The sequence below is a fragment of the Pseudomonas sp. GV105 genome, from assembly GCF_003058185.1.
Classification (GTDB): Bacteria; Pseudomonadota; Gammaproteobacteria; order Pseudomonadales; family Pseudomonadaceae; genus Aquipseudomonas; species Aquipseudomonas veronii.
Map to the genome: position 1 here is coordinate 142069 of NZ_QBUF01000007.1, position 11394 is coordinate 153462.

Consider the following 11394-nt stretch of genomic DNA (forward strand, 5'->3'; position numbering starts at 1 on the left):
CGGGTGACACAGGTGTGAAAGGGCTGACAGACGTTAGCGTACCCGGCGCATTGGTTAAGCACTGAAACGCCCAAGCAACGGCGGGTTGATGGCTGCCGGCTTGGCCAGCAGCAACTGCGCGGTGCCGATGGTGCGCTCCATAAAGCCGCCTTCGCAGTAGCACAGGTAAAACTCCCACAACCGCAGGAAGTATTCGTCGTAGCCCAATTCCATGAGACGGCCGTGAGCGCGGCGAAAGTTCTCATGCCACAAGCGCAGGGTTCGCGCGTAATGCAGGCCGAAATCTTCCATGTGCAGCAGGTTCATGTCGGTGTCGCGGCTGATGATCTGCAGCATGTTCTGCACACAGGGCAAGGCGCCGCCGGGGAAGATATAGCGCTGGATGAAGTCGACGCTGTTCTTGGCCTGTTCAAAGCGTTGCTCACGGATGGTGATGGCTTGCAGCAGCATCAGCCCATCGCTCTTGAGCAGGCGCGCGCACTGTTTGAAGTAGGTCGGCAGGAAGCGATGGCCCACCGCTTCGATCATTTCGATGGACACCAGCTTGTCGTATTGGCCGCTCAGGTCGCGGTAGTCCTGCAACAGCAGCGTCACCTGGTCTTGCAGCCCCATGGCGGCGATGCGTTGCTGGGTGTAGACAAACTGTTCCCTGGACAAGGTCGTGGTGGTGACTTTGCAGCCATAGTGCCGCGCCGCGTACAACGCCATGCTGCCCCAGCCGGTGCCGATCTCCAGCAGATGGTCGGTGGGTTTAAGCGCGAGTTTCTGGCAGATGCGTTCCAGCTTGTTCAGTTGCGCCTGTTCCAGGGTGTCTTCGGCGCTCAGGAACTGCGCCGCCGAATACATCATGGTCGGGTCGAGGAATTCTTCGAACAGGTCGTTGCCCAGGTCATAGTGGGCGGCGATGTTCTTCTGCGAACCCTTGCGCGTATTGCGGTTGAGCCAATGCAAGCCTTGGGTGAACGGCCGCGCCAGCTTGGCCAGGCCGCCCTCCAGCGCGTCGAGCACCTCCAGGTTGCTGACCATCACACGCACCACGGCGGTCAGGTCCGGGCTGCTCCAATAACCGTGGATAAACGCTTCGCCCGCACCGATCGAGCCGTTGGCCGCCACCAGGCCCCACACCGCCGAATCGAGGATCTGGATCTCGCCCAGCAGATGCGCTTCGCGGGCGCCGAACACTTGGCGTTCGCCGTCTTCGATCAGCACCAGTTGGCCGTGGCGCAATTGGCTGAGTTGCCGCAGCACGGCTTTGCGCAGCAGTGCGGTGGTCACGCCGTTGACGTTCAGGCGGTTGGCCTTGACCGATAAGCTAGGGGATTTCATGGCGGCGATCCTTGGTGTACCCGACGGCGGTGCGAGAGGCGCCATCGGCGACCTGATGGGGAAAAATCGGTGTGCGTTTGAGCAACAGGCGCAGGGCCTGCCAATAGATCGCCAGGCAGGTCTTGGCGGTCATCCACGGAAAGCGCCACAGATAGCGGTGCAGGCTGGCGCGGCTGAGGGCTTCGCGCTGCAGGCTCAAGGTGGCGTCGAAGACTTTCCGATCGCCCTGCCAGTCGGCCATGTGGACCCCAAGCCTGGCGGCGGGCGGGCTGAAGCTCATGCGGTATTCCAGGTCGGGCGGCAGGAACGGCGATACATGAAACGCCTTGGCCACGGCGAAGTGCTGATGCTCGTCGGCGCCCAGCGCCAGGGCCGGCAGCACGTAGTGATAGCGCTCGCGCCATGGGGTGTTGGTCACTTCACACAGGATCGCGGCCAATTGTCCGTCGGCCTCAAAGCAGTAGAAGAAACTCACCGGGTTAAACGCCAGGCCCCAACTGCGGGCCTGAGTCAGTAGGCAGATAGCGCCCTGGGGTGTACGCCCCAGCGCCTTGCCGACTTGCTGGCGCACGGCATCGCTCAGGCTCATGCCGTGACGGGTGAATTCACGCAGGTAATCCTGCTGGCGAAAGCCGAAGGCGGCCAGGCGACCTGCGCCGGCCAGGGGCGACAGCCCGAGCACTGCGTCCTGTTCGCTCAAGTCCAGGTACAGCAAGCCGATGCGGTAGCGAAACGCGTGGGCCTTGGGCGCAAACCGGCGATGGGCGATCCAGCCGCTGTACAAGGCGCTGTTCACAGGGCTTCTCCAAACGCCTGGGCCACGCGCAAGGCGCTGATCACGCCGTCTTCGTGGAAGCCGTTGGCCCAATAGGCGCCGCAATAATAGGTATGCTGCGCACCGTTCAACTCTTCCCAACGCGCTTGTGCGGCCACGGCCGCCAGGCTGTATTGCGGGTGGGCATAGGTGTAGCGGGCGAGGATCTTCAGCGGGTTGATCATCGATGTCTGGTTGAGGCTGACGCAAAAGGTCGTGGCGCTGTCGATGCCTTGCAGGATGTTCATGTCATAGGTCACCGCCGCCTGGCTCTGCGCATTGCCGCTGAGCCGGTAGTTCCAGCTGGCCCAGGCCAGTTTGCGGTCTGGCAGCAGGCGCGTGTCGGTGTGCAGCACCACGTCGTTGTCGGCGAAGGGCAGGGCGCCGAGGATCTGCTGCTCGGCACTGCTCGGCTCGCCCAGCAGGGCCAGCGCCTGGTCGCTGTGGCAGGCGAACACCACTTTGTCGAAGGCTTCGGTGCCCGCGGCGCTGTGGATCGTCACGCCCTGTGCATCGCGCTCGACCCGATGCACGGGGCAATCGAGGCGAATCCGTTCACGAAAGCCGCGGGTCAGCGGTTCGATGTAGCGGCTTGAGCCGCCCTCGATCACGCACCATTGCGGGCGGTTGCTCACCGACAGCAAGCCGTGGTTCTTGAAGAAGCGCACAAAGAACTGCAAGGGGAAACCGAGCATGTCCGCCAGGGACATCGACCAGATCGCAGCGCCCATCGGCACGATGTAATGCCGGATGAATCGCGGGCCGTAGCCGCCGGTGTCGAGGTAGTCACCCAGGGTCATGTCGGCACTGATGCGTTGCGCTTGCAGGTCCGCCGGCGCCTCGCGGTTGAAGCGCAGAATATCGCGCAACATGCCCCAGAACCCCGGCGACAACAGATTGCGCCGCTGCGCAAACAGGCTGTTGAGGTTATTGCCGTTGTACTCGAACCCGCTGCGGCGGTCGCACACCGAAAAGCTCATCTCGGTGGGTTTGAACTTCACGCCGACCTGACCCAGCAGGCGGATGAAGTTGGGGTAGGTCCAGTCGTTGAATACGATAAAGCCGGTGTCCACCGCATAGCTTTTACCCTCGACGGTGACGTTGACCGTGTGGGTATGCCCGCCGATGCGATCGCCCGCTTCGAACAGGGTGATGTCGTGGCGACGGCTGAGCAGGTAGGCGCTGGTCAGCCCGGCAATGCCGCTGCCGATAATCGCGATCTTCACAGGTCGTCCTTTTTTGGCGGCGGGCTGCGCAGCATGCGTTTGCCGATGATCAGTTGCGCGCGATTCGGCAGTTTCGACAACGGCCACAGGGTGGCGATGAACATCGCCGGGAAGGCGATTTCCAGTGGGCGTTTGTCCAGCTTGGCGAAGATATGCCGGGCCGCCTTGTCGGCAGACCAGGCCAGGGGCATCGGGAAGTCATTGCGCTCGGTCAGCGGGGTGTCGACAAAGCCCGGGCTGATCACGGTGACGTCAATGTTTTCCGGCGACAGGCTGATGCGCAGGGATTCGAACAGGTAGCGCAAACCGGCCTTGGACGCGCCATAGGCTTCGGCGCGCGGCATCGGCAGGTAGGTCACGGCGCTGGCCACGCCCACCAGATGCGGTGCGCGCCCGGCGCGCAACAGTGGCAGTGCGGCTTCGATGCAATAACTGCTGGCGAGCAGGTTGGTGCGTACCACGTGTTCGACGATCGACGCGTCGAATTGCTTGGCATCGACATATTCACAGGTGCCGGCATTGAGGATCACGGTGTCCAGCGCCCCCCAGACCTGGGCGATGTGTTCGCCGATTTCGCGCACGGTCTGGCTGTTGGTCAAGTCGCCCGCCACGACCAGCACTTGGCCGGGAAAGCGCTGGGCGAGCGCTTGCAGCGGGCCTTTGGAGCGCGAGCTGAGGGCCACGTGGGCGCCGCTGTTGAGCAGCTCCACGGCGAGGGAGGCGCCGATGCCACTGCTGGCGCCGGTCAGCCAATAACGACGGGGCGGTGTGAGGTTCATCCGACTCTCCTTTTCAGCCAACTGATCACACGGCCGAACACCGGCAAGTGTTCGTAAAGCATTGCGCCGGCATCGAAATAATCCCGATGGCGGTACACCTTGTCGCGCCACATCAGGTGCGAGCAACCTTCCACTCGGATCACCTTGCCCTTGGCCAGGCGCGGGTGGCAAAAGCTCATTTTCCAGCGCAGGTAACCTTCGCCTTCGGCCACCTGGTCGAAGCCGTGGAAGTCGAAGCGCAACTGGCTGACATTACCGTACAACTGCGCGAAATAGTGGTGCAGCGGCGTGAGCCCGTGGACCTCGTGCAGCGGGTCGGTGAAGACGATGTCCTTGCTGTACAGGCTGTCGAGCAGGTGCAGGTTGTGCTTGTCCAGAGTGGCGAAGGCCTGGGCGAAGCGGCGCAGGAAGTCACTCATGTTCGGCTCCGACGGCCTGGCGCGACGGCAGGCTGCGGAATGCCGCCAATGCACGTTCGCGGGAGTGTTTCAGGTCGACGATCGAGCGCGGGTAGTCGGCCACGCCGAACAGGCCGCCAGCGGCCTGCGGGTCGTGTACGTCGTTTTTATTCAGCGTCGCCAGTTGCGGCAGCCAGTGCTTGATGAACACGCCGTCGCGGTCAAATTTCTGCGACTGGCTCAGCGGGCTGAAAATCCGGAAATACGGCGCCGAATCGGTGCCGGTGGAGGCGCTCCACTGCCAGCCGCCATTGTTGGCTGCCAGGTCGCCGTCGATCAGGTGGCGCATGAAAAAGCGCTCGCCTTCGCGCCAGTCGATCAGCAGGTTCTTGGTCAGGAACATCGCCACCACCATGCGCAGGCGGTTGTGCATCCAGCCGGTTTCCAGCAGTTGGCGCATGGCCGCGTCGATGATCGGCAAACCGGTGCGCGCCTGCTGCCAGGCGGCGAGGTCGTTGGGCGCGTCGCGCCAGGCCACCGCCTCGGTTTCGGGGCGGAAGGCGCGGTGACGGGACACCCGCGGGTAGCCCACCAGGATGTGCTTGTAGAACTCACGCCAGAGCAGTTCGTTGACCCAGGTGATCGTGCCGATATCGCCGCTTTCGAACTCGCCCTGGTTGCGCTGCAGCGCGGCATGCAGGCACTGGCGCGGCGAAACCACGCCCGCCGCGAGGTACGCCGACAGCTGGCTGGTGCCGGGCTTGGCCGGGAAGTCGCGCTCATCCTTGTAGTAGCTGATCTGCTGCGCGGCGAACGCGTCGAGGCGGCGGCGCGCTTCGTCTTCACCGGCGGGCCAGAGGGCGCGCAGCGTTTCGCTCGGCGTTTCGAAACCGTCGACCTGTTGCGGTACCGGGTCGCTGGTCAGCGCGAGGGCCGCTTGAGCCTTGGGCGTGGCCACCCGGCGCGGCAGGGCGCTGTGCAGGCGGGCGTAGCAGACTTTGCGGAACTGGCTGAACACCTGGAAGTAGGTGCCGGTCTTGGTCAGCACGCTGCCGGGCTGGAAAAACAATTGGTCCAGGTAACGGTGGAAGCTCACGCCGTCGGCTTCCAAAGCCTTGGCCACCGCCGCATCGCGACGGCTTTCGTGGATGCCGTATTCCTCGTTGACGTGGACCGACTCGACCGATAGCTCGCGGCACAGTTGGCCGAGTACGGCGGGCGCGTGGTCCCAGGTCGCGGCGCGGCGGATCAGCAAGGGAATATTCAGCGCGCCGAGGGCCTGGCTCAAGTGCTGCAGGTTGCGCAGCCAGAAGTCGACTTTGCACGGCGCATCATCGTGGGCCAGCCATTGCTGCGGGGTGATCAGGTACACGGCCGCCACCGGGCCGCGCTGGCTCGCGGCGGTCAGGGCGGTGTTGTCATGCAGGCGCAGGTCGGTGCGCAGCCAGATCAAGTGCATTTAAACAAGTCCCTGCTGGATCAGTATCTGGTGAGCCGACAACGGGTTTTCGGCGACGAACAATTCAGGGGTGTCGCCGGCTAATGCCGTCAGCTCGGCCTGGTGGATGCATACCGTTGGCCCGACGATCAACTTTGGGCAAGCGATGCCGCCCAGAAGTTTTGCGAGTGCCGACAAATGGAGCGCCTGGCTTGAATACAGCAGCACCGCGCGCGGTTGCAGGTGTTCCACGGCCAGCGCCAGTTCACCGGTCGGCAGCGGCCAGTCGAAGACTTCCACCGGGCAGTCGGCGCTGCTGGCCAGCCAGGCGCTGAGCCACAGGTGCGGTGCCAGGGGCAGGTCGGAATGATTCACCAGCAGCAGCGGTGCGCCGTGCAACTGGCGATTGTTGTGATAGATCCGTGCGCCGAACTTGCTGCGCAACCAGGACAGGAAGAACACCCGTTCCATCTGCGCGCCGAATTGGCCCTGCCAGCGTTGCTCCAGTTCGCGGAGCAGCGGCAGCAGCAGTTGTTCGCACAGGGTGCGCGGCGGGTAGAGCGCCATGGCCTGGTTGAAGGCATCGTCGACCCGGCGTTCGGCCAGCTCGCTGATGGCCTGCACCAGGGTCTGGCGCAGGGTGTGCCATTCGTTTTCGACGGCGTCGGGAGCGACGTGCGCGGAGTCGATCAGGTTTTTCACCTGGCTGACCGGCACGCCGCGATTGAGCCAGGTGAGGATGGTGTGGATGCGCTGCACATGGTCGCGGCTGAACAGCCGGTGACCCTTGGGCGTGCGCTGCGGCACGATCAGGCCATAGCGGCGCTCCCAGGCGCGCAGGGTCACGGCGTTGACGCCGGTCTGGCGCGCCACTTCACGGATCGGCAGCCAGCCGTCTTCGAGGGCTTGGGCGATATCTTCGCCGGGTTCGTCTTGCAAGGCTGTGGTCATGAGGTTTTTCATGGTTCAGATCGCATTGCGCAGGCTGAGATTTTCCGGGTGTGGCTGCAAGTAAGCCTGCTGCGCGATGTAGCGGTCCGGGTGGAGGCGAAAGTGGTGCTTGAGCAAGGTCAGCGGCACCACCAGCGGCACGATGCCTTGGCGGTATTGGCCGATCACGGTTTGCATTTCCTGTTTGTCGTCGGCGCTGATGGCCTGCTTGAGGTAACCGCTGATGTGTTGCAGCACATTGGTGTGGGTGCCGCGGGTGGCGCACTTTCTCAGGCCGCTCATCAGCGCGCTGAAATAGCCGCTGCCCAATGCGTCGAGGTCCTCGCCCTTGGCCATGCCGCCGAGCAGGTTGCCGAGGCTTTTGTAATGCGCCGGGCTGTGGGCCATCAGCAGGTATTTGTAGCGCGCGTGAAAGGCCAGCAGGCGATGGCGGCTCAGGCCTTCGCCGAGCAATTGTTGCCAGCTGGCGTGGACGAAGACGCGGGTCAGGAAGTTTTCCCGCAGCACCGGGTCATTCAGGCGGCCGTCTTCTTCCACAGGCAGGTTGGGGTGGCGCGCGCAAAAGGCTTGGGCATAGATGCCACGCCCGCCGCCGTCCACCGGTGCGCCGTTTTCACGGTAGACCTTGACCCGTTCCAGGCCGCAGGACGGCGATTTCTGCATGAAGATATAGCCGCACAGGTCGCTGTGCTCGGCGGCCATTTTTTCGCCGTATTCACCCAGCGGCGCGGTGACGTTCAGCTCGCGATGCACGCTGCCGACGGCTTGAGGGGACGCGGCATCGCCCACCAGGCGAATGGTCTCTCGGGGAATGCCCAGGCCGATCGCCACTTCCGGGCACAACGGCACAAAGTCGAAGTACGCGGCGAGCACCTCGCTGCAGAGTTGCGATTGCTTGTGGCCGCCGTTGAAACGGACGTTCTCGCCCAGCAGGCAGGCGCTGATACCAATCTTCGGCTTGAAGGACGGGGTGCTGGACATGGGCAAACCTCTGCAAGATTCCTGTACAAGCGTAAAAGCATGTACAGCTAAATCTCATCATAGGTTTGATGCTGTACAAGTCAAATGGTTTGTACAAGTATTTGTGCGAGGGCTATTTCCAGCCGATTCGCCAGTCCTCGGCGCTTTGCAGGGTTTGCCAGGGCAGGCGTTCACCGCGCCGGGTCATGACGGCTTGCAGCTCGATGTCGAGCACGTTGCCTTCTTCATCACAAAACAGTTCGGTGACCAGGAAGTGTTTTTCCTTGTTGCGCGGGTGTGCTGCTGTCCACTTCGACAGCAGCAATTTAGCGGGGTTTATGCGGTTCATTACAGGTGCTCGATCAAGCGTCGCGCGGCTTCCTGGCCACTGAGCCAGGCGCCTTCCACGCGGCCCGACAGGCACCAGTCGCCGCATACGTACAAGCCCAGGTCGGCGTCGGCCAGCACGCCGAATTCATGGGCGCTGGACGGTCGTGCGTAGAGCCAGCGGTGCGCCAGGCTGAACGAAGGCGCGGGCATGGCGCTGTGCAGCAGTTCGGCGAAGGCGCCGTGCAGGTGTTCGATCACTGCTTCTTTGGGCAGGTCCAGATGTTCTTTGCTCCAGGCGCTGGTGGCGTGCAGCACCCAGGTGTCGAGGACGGTGTCGCGCCCCGGTTTGCTGCGGTTGCGGGCCAGCCAGTCGAGGGCGCTGTCTTGCACGAAGCAGCCTTCCATCGGGGTTTCCAGCGGCTTGTCGAAGGCCAGCGCGATGGCCCAGGTCGGGTCCATCTTCACGCCGGCGGCGGCACTTGCCAGCTTCGGTGCGGCGGCCAGCAGGGCGGTCGCTTGCGGGGCGGGCGTGGCGATGATGACGTGGCTGAACGGACCATGGTTGCCGCCGTCGGCGTCCAGCAGGTTCCAGTGCCGTTTGCCTTGGAACACTTCGGTGATACGGCAGCCGAACTGCACCGGCAGATCGTCGAGCAGGGCGCGGGTGATGGCGCTCATGCGCGGCGTGCCGACCCAGCGGATCTGTTCATCGGGGGAGGGCGTGAGTTCGCCGGACTTGAAGTTATACAGCTGCGGCTTCCATTGCTCGGCCCAGCCATTGCTTTGCCAGCGCTGCACTTCGTTGACGAAGCGGCGGTCGCGGGCGGTGAAGTACTGCGCGCCCATGTCCAGTGCGCCGGCGTCGCTGCGCTTGCTGGACATGCGGCCACCACTGCCGCGGCTTTTATCGAAGAGTTGTACAACATGCCCGGCGTCTCGTAACGCTCGGGCGGCGGAGAGACCGGCGATGCCGGTGCCGATGATCGCGATGGGGACAGTCATGGGAGGCCTCGTTTTACCGTTGGGTACAGACTACGCCGACACCAATAGCTGTACAATATTGTTTTTTGGTATAAGTTTTGGCGTACCTGATCGTTTGGCGTGACCTATGGTTAAAGCTGAGGCTTAAATCAATGTCACGCCCGATTGCAAATGATCCCTGCTTATAAAATAGACCAGTGATCGGTGGCGAACGTTACATGAGGAAGATCCCATGCATATTTTGCTGACCGGCGGTACCGGCCTGATCGGCCGTCAACTCTGCCAACATTGGCTGGCGCAAGGGCATCGCCTGACGGTGTGGAGCCGTCGCCCTGAACAGGTCGCCCGGTTATGTGGCGATGCGGTGCGCGGTGTCGCCAGCCTGCAAGAGGTTATCGGCCCGGTGGACGCCGTCATTAATCTGGCCGGCGCGCCGATCGCCGATCGCCCCTGGACGCATAAACGCAAGGCGCTGCTGTGGAGCAGCCGCATCAGTCTGACCGAAACCCTGCTGGTGTGGCTGGAAGGCCTGGCGGAGAAACCGGCGGTGTTGATTTCCGGTTCTGCCGTGGGCTGGTACGGCGACGGCGGCGAGCGCGAACTGACCGAAGCCAGCGGCCCGGTGCAGGACGATTTCCCCAGCCAGTTGTGCGTCGCCTGGGAAGAAACCGCCCAGCGCGCCGAAGCCCTGGGCATTCGCGTGGTGCTGGTGCGTACCGGGCTGGTGCTGGCGGCCGAGGGCGGCTTTTTGTCGCGGCTGTTGCTGCCGTTCAAGCTGGCACTGGGCGGGCCGATTGGGAATGGCCGGCAGTGGATGCCGTGGGTGCATATCCACGATCAAATCGCGCTGATAGATTTTCTTCTGCACCAGCACGACGCTCGCGGTCCCTATAATGCCTGCGCGCCGCACCCGGTGCGTAACCGCGAGTTTGCCAAGACGTTGGGCCAGGTGCTGCACCGCCCGGCGTTCATGCCCATGCCGGCCTTCGTGTTGAAGGTGGGGTTGGGCGAGTTGTCCGGTTTGTTGCTGGGCGGCCAGAAAGCTTTGCCCGAACGCCTGTTGGCGGCCGGTTTCACTTTCCAGTTCACTGAGTTGAAGGCGGCCTTGGACGACTTGTCCAGCCGCCTCTAGAGATAGGATGTTGCATGACGGATCACGCGTTGTTACTGGTCAACCTGGGGTCACCGGCGTCTACTTCGGTGGCCGATGTGCGCAGCTACCTCAATCAGTTCCTGATGGACCCTTACGTGATCGACCTGCCGTGGCCGGTGCGGCGCTTGCTGGTGTCGCTGATCCTGATCAAGCGTCCCGAGCAGTCGGCCCATGCCTATGCCTCGATCTGGTGGGAGGAAGGCTCGCCGCTGGTGGTGCTCAGCCAGCGCCTGCAGCAGAAAATGACTGCGCAGTGGACCCAGGGGCCGGTGGAGCTGGCGATGCGTTATGGCGAGCCGTCCCTTGAAACGACCCTGACGCGGCTGGCCGCCCAGGGGGTTCAGAAAATCACCCTGGCGCCGTTGTACCCGCAGTTCGCCGACAGCACCGTGACCACGGTGATTGAAGAAGCCCAGCGGGTGGTGCGCGACAAGAAGCTCAAGGTGCAGTTCTCGATCCTGCAACCGTTCTACGATCAGCCGGAGTACCTCGATGCGTTGGCGGCGAGCGTGCGGCCTTACGTGGCGCAGGAGTACGACCACCTGCTCCTGAGTTTCCACGGCCTGCCCGAGCGCCATCTGACCAAGCTCGACCCTACCGGCGCGCATTGCTTCAAGGATGCCGATTGCTGCCGCAACGCTTCGCCGCAGACGCTTGCCACGTGTTACCGCGCGCAGTGCTTCAGCGTCGCCCGCAATTTTGCCGAGCGCATGGGGCTGCCGGACGGCAAATGGTCGGTGGCATTCCAGTCGCGCCTGGGCCGGGCGAAGTGGATCGAACCCTACACCGAGGCACGCCTGGAAGCGTTGGCCCAGCAAGGCGTGAAAAAGCTGCTGGTGATGTGCCCGGCGTTCGTGGCCGACTGCATCGAGACGCTGGAAGAGATCGGCGACCGTGGCCGGGAGCAATTCCGCGCAGCGGGCGGCGAGGAGTTGGTGCTGGTGCCGTGCTTGAATGACAGCGAGCAGTGGGCGGTGGCGCTTAACACCCTGTGCGAGCGGGCCCCCGTGGCACTGTAATGTGGGAAGGGGCGTGCTC

The 11394-nt window shown here is 63.4% G+C and carries 12 protein-coding genes; 2 read left to right on the plus strand and 10 right to left on the minus strand.

From position 1 onward, the window contains the following. Nucleotides 1-54: 54 nt before the first annotated feature. The 10 genes from C8K66_RS15355 to C8K66_RS15400 all read right to left on the minus strand — a co-directional run bounded on the left by C8K66_RS15355 (nucleotide 55) and on the right by C8K66_RS15400 (nucleotide 9224). Complete coding sequence (locus C8K66_RS15355; RefSeq protein WP_017845512.1) at nucleotides 55-1326, minus strand: cyclopropane-fatty-acyl-phospholipid synthase family protein; 1272 nt, start codon at nucleotides 1324-1326, stop codon at nucleotides 55-57. Next, nucleotides 1313-2122, minus strand: coding sequence for a DUF1365 domain-containing protein (locus tag C8K66_RS15360; protein ID WP_108525297.1), 810 nt, complete (start codon nucleotides 2120-2122; stop codon nucleotides 1313-1315). The genes C8K66_RS15355 and C8K66_RS15360 overlap by 14 nt, the downstream gene beginning before the upstream one ends. Beyond that, nucleotides 2119-3366, minus strand: a complete 1248-nt coding sequence (locus C8K66_RS15365; protein ID WP_108525299.1) for an NAD(P)/FAD-dependent oxidoreductase — start codon at nucleotides 3364-3366, stop codon at nucleotides 2119-2121. Before C8K66_RS15365 ends, C8K66_RS15360 begins: the two co-directional genes overlap by 4 nt. Beyond that, complete coding sequence (locus C8K66_RS15370) at nucleotides 3363-4145, minus strand: SDR family oxidoreductase (protein ID WP_108525301.1); 783 nt, start codon at nucleotides 4143-4145, stop codon at nucleotides 3363-3365. The genes C8K66_RS15365 and C8K66_RS15370 overlap by 4 nt, the downstream gene beginning before the upstream one ends. Next, entirely contained in the window at nucleotides 4142-4564 is a 423-nt protein-coding gene (locus C8K66_RS15375; RefSeq protein WP_017845508.1) for a nuclear transport factor 2 family protein, read from the minus strand. The genes C8K66_RS15370 and C8K66_RS15375 overlap by 4 nt, the downstream gene beginning before the upstream one ends. Continuing rightward, nucleotides 4557-6002: a deoxyribodipyrimidine photo-lyase gene (gene phrB / locus C8K66_RS15380; RefSeq protein ID WP_108525303.1), complete on the minus strand. Its 1446-nt coding sequence runs from the start codon at nucleotides 6000-6002 to the stop codon at nucleotides 4557-4559. The genes C8K66_RS15375 and phrB overlap by 8 nt, the downstream gene beginning before the upstream one ends. Then, nucleotides 6003-6932, minus strand: coding sequence for a MerR family transcriptional regulator (locus tag C8K66_RS15385; protein ID WP_108525418.1), 930 nt, complete (start codon nucleotides 6930-6932; stop codon nucleotides 6003-6005). A 15-nt stretch (nucleotides 6933-6947) separates the two neighbouring features. Next, nucleotides 6948-7913 carry a DUF523 and DUF1722 domain-containing protein gene (locus C8K66_RS15390; protein WP_108525305.1) on the minus strand — a complete coding sequence of 322 codons (966 nt, stop codon included), beginning with the start codon at nucleotides 7911-7913 and terminating at the stop codon, nucleotides 6948-6950. 112 nt (nucleotides 7914-8025) lie between these two features. After that, entirely contained in the window at nucleotides 8026-8241 is a 216-nt protein-coding gene (locus C8K66_RS15395; RefSeq protein ID WP_017845504.1) for a TIGR02450 family Trp-rich protein, read from the minus strand. Next, nucleotides 8241-9224, minus strand: a complete 984-nt coding sequence (locus C8K66_RS15400; protein ID WP_046384749.1) for an NAD(P)/FAD-dependent oxidoreductase — start codon at nucleotides 9222-9224, stop codon at nucleotides 8241-8243. Before C8K66_RS15400 ends, C8K66_RS15395 begins: the two co-directional genes overlap by 1 nt. Before the next feature lie 211 nt (nucleotides 9225-9435). Here C8K66_RS15400 and C8K66_RS15405 point away from each other — a divergent pair, with 211 nt between their 5' ends. Next, a complete protein-coding gene (locus tag C8K66_RS15405; protein WP_046384748.1) occupies nucleotides 9436-10335 on the plus strand; it encodes a TIGR01777 family oxidoreductase in 900 nt (299 codons plus the stop codon). A 14-nt stretch (nucleotides 10336-10349) separates the two neighbouring features. Then, on the plus strand, nucleotides 10350-11375 hold the full coding sequence (hemH, locus tag C8K66_RS15410; protein WP_057005759.1) for a ferrochelatase: 1026 nt from the start codon (nucleotides 10350-10352) through the stop codon (nucleotides 11373-11375). The last annotated feature ends 19 nt before the right edge of the window (nucleotides 11376-11394 follow it).

What these genes read in the sequence shown, in the direction of transcription:
- C8K66_RS15385 (WP_108525418.1), bottom strand. Translation starts at nt 6,932, where the DNA reads ATGACCACAGCCTTGCAAGACGAACCCGGCGAAGATATCGCCCAAGCC.
- C8K66_RS15405 (WP_046384748.1), top strand. Translation starts at nt 9,436, where the DNA reads ATGCATATTTTGCTGACCGGCGGTACCGGCCTGATCGGCCGTCAACTC.
- hemH (WP_057005759.1), top strand. Translation starts at nt 10,350, where the DNA reads ATGACGGATCACGCGTTGTTACTGGTCAACCTGGGGTCACCGGCGTCT.
- C8K66_RS15395 (WP_017845504.1), bottom strand. Translation starts at nt 8,241, where the DNA reads ATGAACCGCATAAACCCCGCTAAATTGCTGCTGTCGAAGTGGACAGCA.
- C8K66_RS15390 (WP_108525305.1), bottom strand. Translation starts at nt 7,913, where the DNA reads ATGTCCAGCACCCCGTCCTTCAAGCCGAAGATTGGTATCAGCGCCTGC.
- phrB (WP_108525303.1), bottom strand. Translation starts at nt 6,002, where the DNA reads ATGCACTTGATCTGGCTGCGCACCGACCTGCGCCTGCATGACAACACC.
- C8K66_RS15375 (WP_017845508.1), bottom strand. Translation starts at nt 4,564, where the DNA reads ATGAGTGACTTCCTGCGCCGCTTCGCCCAGGCCTTCGCCACTCTGGAC.
- C8K66_RS15355 (WP_017845512.1), bottom strand. Translation starts at nt 1,326, where the DNA reads ATGAAATCCCCTAGCTTATCGGTCAAGGCCAACCGCCTGAACGTCAAC.
- C8K66_RS15370 (WP_108525301.1), bottom strand. Translation starts at nt 4,145, where the DNA reads ATGAACCTCACACCGCCCCGTCGTTATTGGCTGACCGGCGCCAGCAGT.
- C8K66_RS15400 (WP_046384749.1), bottom strand. Translation starts at nt 9,224, where the DNA reads ATGACTGTCCCCATCGCGATCATCGGCACCGGCATCGCCGGTCTCTCC.